Origin of the sequence: Pseudomonas peli, from assembly GCF_900099645.1 — a bacterium.
Lineage (GTDB): Bacteria > Pseudomonadota > Gammaproteobacteria > Pseudomonadales > Pseudomonadaceae > Aquipseudomonas > Aquipseudomonas peli.
In genome coordinates this window covers 1-14,240 of the sequence record NZ_FMTL01000001.1, presented here as the reverse complement: position 1 = coordinate 14,240, position 14,240 = coordinate 1, and the positions used below count along the sequence as shown (strand labels likewise).

General features: G+C 58.1%; 17 protein-coding genes. 10 read left to right on the top strand and 7 right to left on the bottom strand.

The window, feature by feature from the left end:
• Window positions 1-150 precede the first annotated feature (150 nt).
• Both earP and efp read left to right on the top strand, forming a co-directional pair.
• Window positions 151-1,284: an elongation factor P maturation arginine rhamnosyltransferase EarP gene (gene earP, locus BLO50_RS00085; RefSeq protein ID WP_090247753.1), complete on the top strand. Its 1,134-nt coding sequence runs from the start codon at window positions 151-153 to the stop codon at window positions 1,282-1,284.
• Between the two features lie 46 nt (window positions 1,285-1,330).
• Entirely contained in the window at window positions 1,331-1,903 is a 573-nt protein-coding gene (gene efp / locus BLO50_RS00080) for an elongation factor P (RefSeq protein ID WP_090247751.1), read from the top strand.
• A 145-nt stretch (window positions 1,904-2,048) separates the two neighbouring features.
• Here the strand turns inward: efp and BLO50_RS00075 are convergent, their stop codons facing one another.
• Window positions 2,049-3,005 carry a LysR family transcriptional regulator gene (locus BLO50_RS00075; protein ID WP_090247750.1) on the bottom strand — a complete coding sequence of 319 codons (957 nt, stop codon included), beginning with the start codon at window positions 3,003-3,005 and terminating at the stop codon, window positions 2,049-2,051.
• A 106-nt stretch (window positions 3,006-3,111) separates the two neighbouring features.
• On the opposite strand from BLO50_RS00075, the gene BLO50_RS00070 reads away from it, so the two are divergent.
• Complete coding sequence (locus BLO50_RS00070) at window positions 3,112-3,867, top strand: sulfite exporter TauE/SafE family protein (protein WP_090247748.1); 756 nt, start codon at window positions 3,112-3,114, stop codon at window positions 3,865-3,867.
• Here BLO50_RS00070 and BLO50_RS00065 read toward each other — a convergent pair.
• Complete coding sequence (locus BLO50_RS00065) at window positions 3,857-4,711, bottom strand: LysR family transcriptional regulator (RefSeq protein ID WP_090247747.1); 855 nt, start codon at window positions 4,709-4,711, stop codon at window positions 3,857-3,859. The genes BLO50_RS00070 and BLO50_RS00065 overlap by 11 nt on opposite strands.
• A gap of 97 nt (window positions 4,712-4,808) precedes the next feature.
• Between BLO50_RS00065 and BLO50_RS00060 the strand changes: the two genes are divergently transcribed.
• From BLO50_RS00060 to queF, 3 genes are all read left to right on the top strand, one after another.
• The gene (locus BLO50_RS00060) at window positions 4,809-5,042 is read left to right on the top strand and encodes a DUF1127 domain-containing protein (RefSeq protein WP_090247745.1); all 234 of its coding nucleotides are present in this window, start codon (window positions 4,809-4,811) and stop codon (window positions 5,040-5,042) included.
• A 278-nt stretch (window positions 5,043-5,320) separates the two neighbouring features.
• Entirely contained in the window at window positions 5,321-6,019 is a 699-nt protein-coding gene (gene pyrF / locus BLO50_RS00055) for an orotidine-5'-phosphate decarboxylase (protein WP_167354416.1), read from the top strand.
• Window positions 6,020-6,114: 95 nt separating this feature from the next.
• Window positions 6,115-6,945, top strand: coding sequence for an NADPH-dependent 7-cyano-7-deazaguanine reductase QueF (gene queF, locus BLO50_RS00050; RefSeq protein ID WP_090247742.1), 831 nt, complete (start codon window positions 6,115-6,117; stop codon window positions 6,943-6,945).
• A gap of 48 nt (window positions 6,946-6,993) precedes the next feature.
• On the opposite strand, the gene BLO50_RS00045 is transcribed toward queF, so the two are convergent.
• On the bottom strand, window positions 6,994-7,260 hold the full coding sequence (locus BLO50_RS00045; RefSeq protein ID WP_090247740.1) for a DUF4404 family protein: 267 nt from the start codon (window positions 7,258-7,260) through the stop codon (window positions 6,994-6,996).
• Window positions 7,261-7,401: 141 nt separating this feature from the next.
• Complete coding sequence (pcrP, locus tag BLO50_RS00040; RefSeq protein WP_090247738.1) at window positions 7,402-8,112, bottom strand: HAD superfamily inactivated hydrolase PcrP; 711 nt, start codon at window positions 8,110-8,112, stop codon at window positions 7,402-7,404.
• A 233-nt stretch (window positions 8,113-8,345) separates the two neighbouring features.
• Here pcrP and BLO50_RS00035 point away from each other — a divergent pair, with 233 nt between their 5' ends.
• Window positions 8,346-9,047 carry an MlaA family lipoprotein gene (locus BLO50_RS00035; RefSeq protein ID WP_090247737.1) on the top strand — a complete coding sequence of 234 codons (702 nt, stop codon included), beginning with the start codon at window positions 8,346-8,348 and terminating at the stop codon, window positions 9,045-9,047.
• Window positions 9,048-9,176: 129 nt separating this feature from the next.
• Here the strand turns inward: BLO50_RS00035 and BLO50_RS00030 are convergent, their stop codons facing one another.
• The gene (locus BLO50_RS00030) at window positions 9,177-9,476 is read right to left on the bottom strand and encodes a PilZ domain-containing protein (protein ID WP_090247735.1); all 300 of its coding nucleotides are present in this window, start codon (window positions 9,474-9,476) and stop codon (window positions 9,177-9,179) included.
• 218 nt (window positions 9,477-9,694) lie between these two features.
• Here BLO50_RS00030 and rssB point away from each other — a divergent pair, with 218 nt between their 5' ends.
• Window positions 9,695-10,879, top strand: coding sequence for a two-component system response regulator RssB (gene rssB, locus BLO50_RS00025; RefSeq protein WP_090247733.1), 1,185 nt, complete (start codon window positions 9,695-9,697; stop codon window positions 10,877-10,879).
• Window positions 10,880-10,887: 8 nt separating this feature from the next.
• Window positions 10,888-11,370 (top strand): anti-sigma factor antagonist RssC, encoded by a 483-nt coding sequence (gene rssC, locus BLO50_RS00020; RefSeq protein WP_090251069.1) that lies wholly within the window; start codon window positions 10,888-10,890, stop codon window positions 11,368-11,370.
• A 57-nt stretch (window positions 11,371-11,427) separates the two neighbouring features.
• Here the strand turns inward: rssC and tal are convergent, their stop codons facing one another.
• Window positions 11,428-12,354: a transaldolase gene (tal, locus tag BLO50_RS00015; RefSeq protein WP_090247732.1), complete on the bottom strand. Its 927-nt coding sequence runs from the start codon at window positions 12,352-12,354 to the stop codon at window positions 11,428-11,430.
• 41 nt (window positions 12,355-12,395) lie between these two features.
• Window positions 12,396-13,379 (bottom strand): tRNA dihydrouridine(20/20a) synthase DusA, encoded by a 984-nt coding sequence (gene dusA / locus BLO50_RS00010; RefSeq protein ID WP_090247731.1) that lies wholly within the window; start codon window positions 13,377-13,379, stop codon window positions 12,396-12,398.
• Between the two features lie 418 nt (window positions 13,380-13,797).
• On the opposite strand from dusA, the gene BLO50_RS00005 reads away from it, so the two are divergent.
• Window positions 13,798-14,133: a YegP family protein gene (locus BLO50_RS00005; protein WP_003118434.1), complete on the top strand. Its 336-nt coding sequence runs from the start codon at window positions 13,798-13,800 to the stop codon at window positions 14,131-14,133.
• Window positions 14,134-14,240 lie beyond the last annotated feature (107 nt).

The following is a 14,240-nucleotide window of genomic DNA, read 5'->3' as shown; positions in this document are numbered from 1 at the left end:
ACGGAGGGGTGTCGAAACGGGTTCGAATCCCACCTTCACCGCCAGATTGATTGACGAAAAGCCCGACCTTGTGTCGGGCTTTTTCGTTTCTGGCATTTGCTGAAGGCTTGGCTGTCTTTAAGGTGAGTGCACTACATAACGGAGCCACCCATGCGCCCCACGTGGGATATTTTCTGCAGCGTTGTCGATAACTACGGCGATATTGGGGTTACCTGGCGCTTGGCTCGACAGTTAGTGGCCGAGCATGGCTTGGCTGTGCGGCTGTGGGTGGATGATTTGAGTGCGTTTGCGTGGCTGTGCCCTCAGGCCGATGTGGCTGCGCTACGACAACACCAGCAAGGCGTCGAAGTCTGCTGGTGGGGCGATGATTGGCAGGCCGTAGACACCGCTGATGTGGTGATCGAGGCTTTTGCGTGTGAGTTGCCCGCTTCTTATATAGCTGCGATGGCACGGCGTGCGCAGAAACCGCTTTGGCTCAACCTTGAATACCTGAGCGCCGAGGAGTGGGTTGAGGGCTGCCACGGTTTGCCATCTCTGCAGTCCAACGGCTTGTCGAAGTTCTTCTTCTTTCCTGGATTTACAGCCGGCAGCGGCGGTTTGTTGCGCGAACGTGATTTGCTTGAGCAGCGTCGTGCGTTTCAGGCGGACAGCGGTGCTCGCGAGGTATTTCTGCGCAGTATCGGCGTAACGCCATTGCCTGGCGCGCGGCTGATTTCGCTATTCGCCTATGAGAACGCCGCGCTGGCCAGTTGGCTGGACGTGCTGGCTGCCGATATTCAGGCCAATCAGCTGCTTGTGCCGGAAGGGCGCATTTTGCAGGACCTGCAAACGTGGCTCGGTTGCTCAGCCTTGCGCGCTGGCGATATGCAACAGCGCGGTCAGCTGCATATCCAGGTGCTGCCGTTTATCCAGCAGGACCAGTACGACCGGTTGCTGTGGAGTTGTGATTTCAATGCGGTGCGCGGCGAGGACTCCTTTGTGCGTGCGCAATGGGCTGGCCGGCCGCTGCTCTGGCACATCTACCAACAGGCTGATGACATCCACCTGGAAAAGCTAGATGCGTTTCTTGCGCACTATAAAGCGGGTTTATCAGCGGATGGACAGCGTGCCTTGGTCGAGCTGTGGCATGCCTGGAATACCGGTCAATCGGTCAAAGAAAGCTGGAGTCAGCTGCTGCAACGCTGGCCCGAGCAGCAGGAGCACGCCGAACAGTGGGGTCTGCAACGGGCTTCTCAGGCTGATCTTGCCGAGGCGCTGGTGAAGTTTTACCTAAATTGGCTATGATACGCGACCAAGAATTTTGTAATTCCATCCAAACCCGGATATTCGTATGAAAACCGCACAAGAAATGAAGCCCAACAGTGTGGCCCTGATTGACGGCCAACCTTGGCTGATCCAGAAGGCCGAATTCACCAAGTCCGGTCGTAACAGCGCCATCGTTAAAATGAAGCTGAAGAACCTGCTGAGCGGCTCTTCGACTGAAACTGTTTACAAAGCCGACGACAAAATGGAGCCGGTGATCCTTGATCGCGTAGACGTGACCTACTCGTACTACAGCGAGCCGAACTACGTCTTTATGGACCAAGAGTTCAACCAGTACGAGCTGAACAAAGACGATCTGGAAAGCGTAATGCCGTACATCGTCGATGGCATGACTGACGTATGCGAAGCCGTATTCTTTGAAGGTAAAGTGGTTTCGGTTGACCTGCCGACCACCATCGTTCGCCAGATCACCTACACCGAAGGTTCCGCCCGTGGCGACACTTCTGGCAAAGTGATGAAGCCAGCTAAGCTGAGCAACGGCACCGAGATCAAAGTTGCTGACTTCTGCAACATCGACGACTGGATCGAAATCGATACCCGTACCGGTGAGTATAAATCCCGCGCTAAAGCACCGGTCTAAGATCGGCTTTAACGGCGAGAAGAAAGAGCCCGACCTAGCGTCGGGCTTTTTTATGGCCAGCCATCTAGGACGGCCAGCCTTTGGGTCGTCGCTGCGCGACGCTGAACTAGATTCCCGATCATTTTTATGCGTGCTGTATCAGCCTTTAGCCACGTTGAAGGCCACTTTGCAGTGCCAGGTCCCATGGCGCTACTGGACCGAAGCGGGCCTTGAGAAACTCCAACAACAAGCGGCTGCGCGAGTCGGTTTCACGCTCCAGACGCAGGGCGTAGATACCGCTGGGTTCGGGCGCCGGAAGGCCGTTTTCACAGAACAGCGGCCGTAATTCACCACGCAATAAATAGTCGCTTATCAACCAGGTTGGTAGATGGGCAATGCCCAAGCCTGCGAGGGCGCTGAACAACAGCGCCTCGGCATTGTTGGCAGTCATGCGCAGGCGCTTGGGGCGGCACAGTTGGAGCTTGCCATCCTGTTCAAAGCGCCAGGCATAAGGCGGGGCCAGGCTGTCCCAATCGAGGCCGTCATGCTCCATCAGTTCGCCGGGGCTGCGTGGTACGCCGCGGCGTGCCAGGTAGTCAGGGCTGGCGCAGACGACCCGCACCATCGGCGACAGCGCCGTGGCGACCAGGCGTGTGTCGGCAAGGGGGCCGATGCGCAGCACCAGGTCGACCTCACCCAGGTGCGTGCCATGCAGGTCGACGAAGCTGTCGATCAGGCGCAACTGCACATCCAGCCCAGGATAAGCGACCAGAAACTCGGCTATCGCGGGGGCCAGATGGCGCCGGCCGAACGGTGCCGGGGCGTCGATGCGGATCAGCCCTTCCGGCGCGCTGCTCAGTGATACAGCTTCGGCACGGGCCAGATGTAACTCGGCGAGAATGCGCCTGGCCCGTTCGGCAAACGCCAGGCCGGCGGAGGTGGCGCGTACGGCATGGGTGCTGCGGCTGAACAGGTTGCTGCCCAGCGAACGTTCCAAGGCATCGATGCGCCGTGCCACAGCCGAGGGCGTTAGCGGGTGTCGCCGGGCTGCGGCGGAAAAGCTGCCGGTTTCCAGCACATCGAGAAACAGGCTGAGTTGGTCGGTCAGGCTATCGGGGTTCATGGTCAAGGTCTGCTGTGCGTTATATGCATAGCTATTTTGCGTTGCTGTGCGTTTCGCGGCTAGTGGCGAATAATTAGGCTGTACAGCTTCATTCTGGAGCCTACCGATGACCTTGCTCGATTTTGCCTTGAACCTTCTGCTCGGACTGGCCCTCGGCACTCTTGGCGGTCTGTTTGGGATTGGCGGTGGGCTGATCGCCATTCCGGCGCTCGGCGTGTTGTTTGGCCTGGATCAACAGCTGGCTCAGGGTACGGCGCTGGTGATGGTGGTGCCGAATGTGCTTTTGGCGCTGTGGCGTTATCACCAGCGCAACCGTATCGACTGGCGGCATGCGTTGGCCCTGGCGGTGCCCAGCCTGATATTTGCCGTGCTGGGAGCTGGCTGGGCAGTCACTGTGGACGCCGAGCGCATGCGCCATGGGTTCGTGGTCTTCCTGGTGTTGCTGGCGGTCTACAACCTCTCTCGGCTGTACAGCAAGCCTGCCATGCTGTTTGTGGGCATGCGTTATCCCTGGCCTTGGTTGACGCTATTGGGCAGCGGCGCCGGTTTGCTTGGTGGGTTGTTCGGTGTGGGCGGAGCTGTCTTAGCAACGCCTGTGTTGACCACCGTATTCGGCACCAGCCAGGTGGTCGCGCAAGGGCTGTCTCTGGCGCTGGCGGCGCCGAGCACTGCGGTCACCCTGGCCACTTATGCCGCGCATGATCACGTCGACTGGTTGCTGGGCGCCCCTTTGGCGCTGGGCGGGTTGTTGAGCATCAGCTGGGGGGTGAAGTTCGCGCATGCGTTGCCGGAGCGGGTATTGCGCGGCCTATTTGCCGGTTTTCTGCTGCTTTGCGCGGTATTGCTCGCGCTTAAAGTCTGAAACCTTCGACGATTTGTTCGGCCAGAGTCTCGGTGACCTGGGTTTGCGTATTGCTGTTGCGCAGCAGCACGATGCTGGCAGAGGGCAGGGCCGGCATGCCTTCAGCCTCGCCAATAATTTGCAAGTCTGGGGTGATCAGGCTTTGCAGCTGGGCGGTAATCGCCAGGCCGGCGCTGACCGCTGCCATGATCGCCGACAGACTGGGGCTGGTGTAGGCAATGCGGAAGTTACGCCCCAGCGCTTCCAGGCCGTTGCAGGCCCAGGAACGGCAGAAACACTGCGAGTTGAACATCGCCAGCGGCAGGGTTTCTAGCTCATGCAGGTTGGCGTTGCGCGCTTGCGCCCAGGCCAGGTGTTCCTGGCGCAACAGCTGGCCGATTTCGGTACCTGGCTCGCGGGTGACGATGGTCAAGTCGAGGTCCTGGCGCTGCAGCAGTTGGAAGGACGGTTCGCAGTGCAGCTCGACCTGCACCAGCGGATAGGACTGGGCGAACCGCACCAAAATGCCCTGCATAAAGCGCATCACATAGTCGTCCGGGGTGCCGATGCGCACGGTACCGACCATATGCGGCTCGCGCATGCTGTTCATCACCTCGGCGTGCAACTTGAGAATACGCCGTGCATAGCTCAGCAACAGCTGGCCCTCGGCTGTGAGGCTGAACTGGCGGCCGTCGCGAATGAACAGTGGACGCTGCATCACGTCTTCTTCCAGGCGCTTCATCTGCATGCTGACCGCTGATTGGGTGCGGTTGACCATTTCCGCTGCGCGTGTAAAGCCACCGTGATCTGCAATCGCGACAAAGGTACGCAGCAGTTCGCTGTCGATGCTCGGGTAACTGGCCATACATCAATCTCTGAGATGCATTGCATAAGTAACATTCGTTGGATTGATCATAAGTCGAGCGCGAGACTGTCGCCAACCCCACAAGGAGGGCGACGAGATGAAAGGTCAAAAAGGTTATGCAATAGTCAGTGCTGGGCGCTTAAAGAGCCGTCGGCCGACTGAAATACTGCGTGCGCTTGGTCGCCAGTTTGCCCGCTGGTGGCAGTTGGCCGAGCAGCGGCGGCGCCTTGCGATGCTTGATGATGCAGCGTTGAAGGATCTGGGTTTAAGCCGTGCGGATGTTATTCAGGAAAGCGAGCGTTCATTCTGGGATGACCCGCTGGTGCGCTGATTGGTGGACGCTACATGCCGATGCTGTGAACGTCTGGGCTTGAGTTCCGGTGGCTAAAAATCGTCCACAGCGTGCTGTTCGAGTGCAAACACGCTTGGGTCAACTGGCAGGCGCTAATTACGCACGATGAGAGGCAGTGGCGCCTGCCAAGCCACTGCTAGCCGTTTGTGGTTTAGGCGTTGTCTTAGCGTATCGACGCGGGCGGATCACCGGAGCGGCAAGCCTGCGGCGCATCCGCTACAATGCGCGCCGAATTTGTCTTGCCCGAGAGCCCGCCCATGTCCGCTTGCCAGACCCCAATTATCGTTGCCCTGGATTTCCCGACCCGTGATGCCGCGCTGGCATTGGCTGATCAGCTTGATCCCAAGTTGTGCCGGGTAAAAGTGGGCAAGGAGCTGTTTACCCGTTGCGGACCGGAGATCGTCAACGTGCTGGCCGGCAAGGGCTTCGAGGTGTTTCTCGACCTGAAATTCCACGATATTCCCAACACCACTGCCATGGCCGTTAAGGCAGCTGCCGAGATGGGCGTGTGGATGGTCAATGTGCACTGCTCGGGCGGCCTGCGCATGATGGCGGCGTGCCGTGAAACCTTGGACAAGCTCGCTGGGGCCAAGCCGTTGTTGATCGGCGTCACCGTGCTGACCAGCATGGAGCGCGAAGACCTTGCGGGCGTTGGCCTGGATCTCGAACCGCAGTCGCAGGTGCTGCGTCTCGCTGGGCTGGCGGCACAGGCCGGTCTGGATGGCCTGGTGTGTTCGGCTCAGGAAGCGCAAGCGTTGAAGCTCGCTTACCCGGCGTTGCAACTGGTGACGCCGGGGATTCGTCCGGCCGGCAGCGCCCAGGATGACCAGCGCCGTATTCTGACTCCGCGTCAGGCGTTGGATGTAGGCTCGGATTATCTGGTGATCGGCCGCCCGATTAGCCAGGCTGCCAATCCCGCCCAGGCGCTGGCAGCGGTGGTGGCTGAGCTGGCCTGATGCTGCTGTGGCAAGGCCGGCCTCGGTCTTGCCACACTGAATCTGCTTTGAAAGTTGTATACAATCACCGCGTCTCGACTAGCCAGGTTTTCTCCATGCATCCCGCCGCCGAAGATTCGCCACTGGGCAAATCCAGCGAATACATCGCTACCTACACCCCGTCTTTGTTGTTCCCTATTCCGCGTGCCGCGAAATGGGCCGAGCTGGGCCTGAGCGCCGAGACGCTTCCGTATCAGGGCGTGGATTTCTGGAACTGTTTCGAGTTGTCCTGGTTGTTGCCGTCGGGCAAACCGGTGGTGGCCATGGGCGAGTTCGCTATTCCCGCCGACTCGCCGAATATCATCGAGTCGAAATCCTTCAAGCTGTACCTCAACTCGCTGAACCAGTCAGTGTTCAGTAGCGCTGACGAACTGGTGACGGTACTGGTACGGGACCTCTCGGCAGCTGCCGGCAAACCGGTTGGCGTACGTGTGCGCAGTCTGGCAGAGGTAACGGCTGATGGTGTTCAGGCCGCGCCAGGTATCTGCATTGACGAACTGGATGTAGCCATCAGCAACTATGCGCAGCCGCAGCCTGAGCTGCTGCGCTGTGATGCCGCGCGAGTGGTCGAAGAGAGCCTGCACAGCCATCTGCTCAAATCCAACTGTCCGGTCACCGGCCAGCCGGATTGGGGCACGCTGGTAGTGGAGTACCGTGGCCTGGCGCTGGATCACGCCAGCCTGTTGGCTTACTTAGTGAGCTTTCGCCAGCATGCGGATTTTCACGAGCAGTGCGTGGAGCGAATCTTTCTCGACCTGCAGCGCCTGCTCAAGCCTGAGCACCTGACGGTGTATGCGCGTTATGTGCGGCGTGGCGGGTTGGATATCAATCCCTATCGCAGCAGCGGGCCCATCAGCCCAGATAATCAGCGTTTGGTGCGCCAATAATGCAAAACCCCAGCTAAGTGCTGGGGTTTTCGTTAGTGCTACATGCGTTTAAATACCCATATTGGCCAGGCTCTGCACGATATTACGCAGGGTGCCTGCGAGGGTCGGGTGGCTGGCTTCGAAACGCTCCACTGCGAGGTTGACCCCGTCGATAAGGGTTGCGTCAGGGGCAGCTGCAGCTTGGCGGGCCAACTGCAGTTCAATTTCCTGAGTCAGTACAAACAGTTCAGCACGTTCTTCTTCAGTCAGTGGTGGTTGCTCGGCCAGTTGGTCGCGCAGGTCTTGCAGTTGTTGCTGCAGGCGGCTTGCAGGCATGAGGTTCTCCCTTTGGTGATCAACTGATTGACTGACCTTGCGCGGGGGCGAAAGGTTCGGCATGTCTTCAGGTTAATCCAAGCCGGAAGGCTTTGCTTGCTTTGGATCAAGCGCCGAGCAATACAGGCCTGGCGCGCTGTTTCAAGGTTTTTCACCTTTGTGCCGACGTAGGCTGAGGTCCGCCAGGCAGGTGGGTAGGTCACTGAGTTGATCAATTACCGAGTGTACGCCAAGGCGGTAAAGACTCAGGGTGGCTTGGCTGCGCAGGCGATCGCGCTCGCCCATTGGCAGGCTTTGCCAGTCAGCCAGTGCCAGGCCACACAATGGGCCACTGATGGCCAAACCTATGGTCCAGATGCCGGCACTTAGCGCGGCTTGCAGCAGGCGCGGTTCACCACTGACCAGTACGCAGCCTTCAACCTGCTCAACGTGCATGGCCATCAGGCTGAGCCAGATGGCATCTGGAGCTGGCCATGGGCGATGGTGGTGGGGCGGGAAACCAGGAAGCCATTCTGGAAGTGCATCCGCCAGGCTGATGCTGGCATCGCGCGGCAGTTCATCTAACCAGGCACAGGGCACCGCTTGCTGGCGCAGCTGTTCAAGCAAGGGCAGGGCAGATGCAGTGGCTTCAGCCTGTGCGCGTGCGGTTTCGCACAGTGCTTGCTGGTATGTCAGCCACTCTGCTGGCTCCGGTTCGCGACCCAGAGCGTTTGGCAGGTTCGACAGTTTTACCGCGGTCGGGTACAGGCGTTGCAGGGTGAGCGGGGCCGTGCGAGCGCCAAAGTCCACCAGGCAGCCGGACAGGCTAAACAGAATGGCATTGAAGGCGGGCGAGGTGGTGGGCGTTTGCATGGGCCGTCCTTGAAAATGGTCTAGTCCAGGTTAACGGTTCCAGGTTACAAACAGATGAAGGCTTTATTTCTATGCGTGTTGTCGCTGAATGCTGAGTTGTATGGCAACAGCCAGTAAGATTTTCAGCTATTTGATCGTCCGCTATGCTGCCTATTTAGTGGGCTGCCGCCTTATACTGCTCGGCCTGATTTGACGGCCTGCGGCCGTCTAAGCATTTTCAAGGAGCGACTGTGATGCGTGTAACCGGTGCGAGTTGGATTGAACGACTGAGCCTGTTGATTGCCTGTACCGGCGTGCTCTTGCTGCCTGCACTGGCGCAAGCCAACGAAGAAGACCCTTGGCAGGGCTACAACCGCTTTATGTTCAAGGTCAACGACAACGTTGATGCCTATACCCTCAAACCATTGGCCCAGGGATATCAGGCTGTGGCGCCGCAACTTGTTGAAGACGGTGTCAGTAATGTCTTCCGCAATATCGGGGATCTGCGCAATCTGGCTAACAATCTGTTGCAGGGAAAGTTGCATAACGCCGGGGTGGACAGCGGTCGTTTGATCTTCAATACCACCTTCGGCCTGTTGGGTTTCTTCGACGTTGCGACCCCGATGGGGCTGCAGCGTAGTGATGAGGATTTCGGCCAAACGCTAGGCGCTTGGGGGCTGGGCAGTGGCCCTTACGTGGTGCTGCCGCTACTGGGGCCAAGCACCGTGCGTGATACGTTTGGCCGTGTTCCTGATTCGATGTTGACTGCGCCGATGCACATCGACCACGTCCCGACCCGCAATGTGGTGACTGGGGTTGAAGCCGTGAGCCTGCGGGCCAACTTGCTAAAAGCCGAGCGTATGGTCAGCGGTGACAAGTACATCTTTATTCGTAATGCCTATCTGCAGAATCGCGAATTCAAAGTACGCGATGGCGAGGTCGAGGACGACTTCTGAGTCGCTGATGTGCATGTAAACGGCCTGAAGCCGTTCCTTATTGCTCAGCGCTCTCTGCAACGCCCATGCATGAATGGCAAACAACAAAAAGGCGGCCACTGAGGGCCGCCTTTTTGTTGTTTGAATGTGTCAGTTCATGGAAATAATCGCCAAGCCTAATGCCTGGCGGCCATCTTCCAGGGTGCTGACGCGCATCACTTCGGCTTGCGCGTCAAGGCCGCGCAGTTCGTTATGCTCCGACGCGATGTGTACACGCACTTTGTCGCCCGTCTTCACTGCGCTTTCGGCCTCCAGCTGCATGCCGGTGCTGGAAAGGTCGAGGCACAGGGCAGGAATCTCCTTGCCATCGTGGTGCAGGGTCACAGGTGCTTCTAGCCGCATGCGGATGTAATCGCGTTTCTCACTGTAGGCACGATCATTCTGACTCATGGGGCTTTTTCCTCTTGTTATGGGGGTTGTCCTGCAGCTCTTATAACCTTGGCCGATTTGAGGTGTAAAGTCGTGTTGCGACGACCGGCGTACGCTTGAATCGCATAACGGATGGGAGTACCGTCTGCGCCTTAAAGCAAGCCGAGTTCCCGCGTGTAAGCTCCGGCCCTCACGCAATAAACCCAACCCATACCCGGCGCAGTTTGCCTGGATACCTCATGCACAAAACCAGTGCCACGCTGCTGATTATCGATGACGACGACGTAGTGCGTGCGAGCCTCGCAGCCTACTTGGAAGACAGTGGTTTTCATGTGCTGCAGGCCGCTAATGGCTTGCAGGGGCTGGAAATCTTTCATGCCGAGTCGCCGGATCTGGTGATCTGCGATCTGCGCATGCCGCAAGTCGACGGTCTTGAACTGATCCGCCGCATTAACGCCCTGCAGGTTGAAACCCCGGTGATCGTGGTGTCCGGTGCAGGCGTGATGAGCGATGCCGTAGAGGCCCTGCGTCTAGGCGCCGCGGATTACCTGATTAAGCCGCTGGCGGATCTCGCCGTGCTTGAGCATTCGGTGCGTCGTGCGCTGGACCGCGCCAACCTGCGTCTGGAAAACCAGCGGTACCGCGACGAGCTGGAAACCGCCAACCGCGAACTGCAAGCCAGTCTGCACCTGCTGCAGGAGGATCAGAACGCCGGTCGCCAGGTGCAGATGAACATGCTGCCGGTTACGCCGTGGCGGGCCGATGGCTTGGACTTCGCGCATCAGATCATTCCGTCGCTGTACCTGTCGGGCGACTTTGTCGACTATTTCCGCGTCGATGACAGCCGTATCGCTTTTTATCTGGCCGATGTTTCCGGGCATGGCGCTTCTTCAGCATTTATCACCGTGCTGTTGAAGTTTATGACCACACGCTTGCTCTATGAGTCGCGGCGCGGCGGCAACCTGCCGGATTTCAAGCCCTCTGAAGTGCTCGGTCATATCAACCGTGGTCTGCTCAACTGCAAGCTGGGCAAGCACGTGACCATGCTTGGCGGTGTGATCGACCAGGTCAACAACCGTCTGACCTATAGCATTGGCGGCCATCTACCGCTGCCGGTACTCTACAGCGCCGGCCAGGCGCGTTACCTGGAAGGCCGCGGCCTGCCGGTTGGGCTGTTTGTCGAGGCAGAATACAACGATCTGGAACTCGAACTGCCGGAGGCCTTCAGCTTGACGCTGCTCTCTGACGGCATCCTCGATCTACTCCCGGGCGATACCTTGAAAGACAAGGAAACGCTGTTGCCGCAGCTGATCAGTTCTGCGGGCGGCACTCTGGATGGCTTGCGCAAGGCTTTTGGGCTGGCCAATCTGGGGGATATGCCGGATGATATCGCCTTGCTGGTGTTAAGCAGGAACCTTGCATGAACCCTGGGATAAGCCCCGGTCGAATCCAGTTTGCCGAACAAAACGGTACCTTCATCCTGAAGTTTGTCGGTGAAGTGCGCCTGACGCTGTGTTCGGCACTGGATGCAACCATTGAGAAAATTTTCACGGCGCTGAATTTCTCAGCCATCGTGATTGATCTCACCGAAACTCGCAGTATCGACAGCACGACCCTCGGGCTGTTGGCCAAGTTGTCGATACTCTCGCGGCAGAAAATCGGCCTGTTGCCGACAGTGGTGACCACGCACGCCGATATCACACGTCTGCTGCAGTCGATGGGGTTTGATCAGGTTTTCAATATTGTCGATACGCCGGTGCCGTGCCCGGATTGTCTGGACGACCTGCCGTCTCAGGATCAGTCAGAAGAGCTGGTGCGTGCCAAGGTGTTGGAAGCCCATCGGATTCTCATGGGGTTGAATGAGTCCAACCGCGAAGCCTTCCATGACCTGGTCAATGCCCTCGAGCATCATTGATTCGAGTGGCTAAACAAACGGGGCGCTCATTGAGCGCCCCGTTTGCTTTCAGGCCATTTAGGCTTGAGCGGTGAGCAGTTTTTCCAGCTTTTCCTGATCGCGGGCAAACAGACGAATGCCTTCGGCCAGCTTTTCGGTGCCCATGGCGTCTTCATTCATCGCCCAGCGGAATTGGCTTTCGCTCAGGCTCTGCTTGGCTTCGGCAGCTTTGCCAGGGCTGAGCAGGCGCGCCAGTGGTTGCAGATCATCGGCCAGTTGCTGCAGCAGCTCGGGGCTGATGGTCAGGCGATCACAGCCGGCCAGTTGTTCGATCTGGCCGATATTGCGGAAGCTCGCGCCCATCACCACTGTCTGGTAGGCGTTGGCTTTGTAGTAGTTGTAGATGCGTGTAACCGACTGCACGCCGGGGTCTTCTGCGCCGACAAAATCACGGCCTTCGGCCTTCTTGTACCAGTCGTAGATACGCCCGACGAAGGGCGAAATCAGGTACACACCGGCATCGGCACAGGCCTGAGCTTGGGCGAAAGAGAACAGCAGCGTCAGGTTGCACTGAATACCAGCCTTTTCCAGCTGCTCGGCGGCGCGGATGCCTTCCCAGGTCGAAGCGATCTTGATCAGTACGCGTTCACGTCCAATACCGGCTTCTTCGTACAGGCCAATCAAGCGCTCGGCACGCTGCAGTGTGGCCTGGGTGTCGAAGGACAGCCGGGCATCCACCTCGGTAGAGATGCGGCCCGGGATGATCTTGAGGATTTCACCGCCCACAGCGACGCCAAAATGGTCGCAGGCCAGGCCTAGATCGCCTTTGCCGGCAGTCACTGCGCTTTTCAGCAGTGCGCTGTAACCAGGCATGGCAGCGGCTTTAAGCAGAAGGGAAGGGTTGGTGGTGGCATCAACCGGCTTCAGGCGGGCGATGGCGTCGAGGTCGCCGGTATCGGCGACCACGGTGGTGAACTGCTTGAGTTGATCCAGCTTGGAGGTCATGACACAGCCTTGTCGTTGCAGATGCACCGACCTTACCCGAGTCAGCGGCCTTGCAGCAATTGCGCCGCTTGATCGAACAGCGCCAGTGGCTCGTTGGTCTTGTGAATGTCCACCGAGAGCAGCTGGCGAAAGCGCCGTGCGCCATTGAAACCCTGGCCCAGGCCGAGCATGTGGCGGGTGATGTGGTGCATGCTGCCACCCTCGGCCAGGTGCGCGGCGATATAGTCGCGCATGCTCTGCATGGCCTCGAAACGGCTCAGCACTGCACTCGTTGAGCCAAACAGCTGCTGGTCCACTTGGGCCAGCAGGTAAGGGTTGTGGTACGCCTCGCGGCCCAGCATGACGCCATCGAAGGTTTGCAGGTGCTGCTGGCAATCCTCAAGGGTCTTGATGCCGCCATTGAGGATGATTTCCAGCTCGGGGAAGTCCTGCTTGAGCTGCGCCGCTACATCGTAGCGCAGCGGCGGCACTTCACGGTTCTCCTTGGGCGAGAGACCCTCCAGGATGGCGATCCGCGCATGCACGGTAAAACTGCGACAGCCAGCATCACGCACGGTGCCGACGAAATCGCACAGCTCGGCATAGCTGTCGCGGCCGTTGATACCAATGCGGTGCTTCACCGTTACCGGGATATCCACCGCATCCTGCATGGCTTTCACGCAGTCGGCGACCAGTTGTGGATGGCCCATCAGGCAGGCGCCGATCATGTTGTTCTGCACGCGGTCACTGGGGCAGCCGACGTTCAGATTGATTTCGCTGTAGCCGACAGCCTCGCCCAGCTTGGCGCAGGCTGCCAGATCTGCCGCTACGCTGCCGCCCAACTGTAGAGCCAGCGGGTACTCCGCCACGCTGTGGCGCAGAAAGCGTGCGGTATCTCCATGCAGGATCGCCCCAGTGGTGACCATCTCGGTATACAGCAAGGCGTGCTTGGACAACTGGCGTAGGAAAAAGCGGCAGTGACGGTCCGTCCAATCCATCATGGGGGCACAGGAAAAACGGCGGGAAAGGGGAATAGTTTGCTGCATTGAAGATGCCGGTAAAGAAGTATCAGGTGATTTTATCAGCCTACGCTATGCCACGTCCGCTTGTGGCTGTTAGTTCTTCGGTAATTAACGACACGCAGTTCTTACTCGTTTTTATCAAGTCGTGAATGGCTGAAAACGGCCAAAAGCAGCCGCTCGGATATCTCTGCAAAAGCTGGGCTCTTCACTCGACGAAGAAATCGAGCCGTGTTGAGATCTGTGTCTATACTTTGACTGTTCAAAAATCTGGTTTAGCTCTTGGGTTATGGTGCATTTGTCATGCAGTTCTACTGAAGCTGGAGCATCGATTTTGCCTGGCTAGCATCACACAGAAACCATATTTCTAATGGGCAAACAGTCATTTTTTGGACCGCAGCGATATCGATGGATCTCATGAAAGCCAAAAATAAGGAATAGCTATATGTCTGGGACGTTTGAAATATACAACGACAAAGCGGGTGAATTTCGTTTTCGGCTCAAAGCCAACAATGGCCAAGCAATTCTGGCCAGCGAGGGCTACAAGGATAAGTCTGGATGTCTAAATGGAGTCGAGTCAGTCAAAAAAAATGCGCCTGATGATGCACGCTACGAGCGTAAGGCCAGCGGGGCTGACAAGTTTATGTTCAACCTTAAGGCGGGTAATCACCAAGTAGTCGGGACGAGCCAGTCATATGCCTCCGAAGCCTCACGCGACAAGGGTATCGAGTCGGTGAAAAACCACGCACCCGACGCTAAGGTTGTTGAGGTGGGCAATTAATCGCTTCAGTCTGTTCAAAATCACTTGGGCATTTCGTTGAGATGGGCGGCTGAGTATTCTTAATAGCCGCTTTTCCCTGCTCGGATGTGATCGACCGCTTCTGGCCG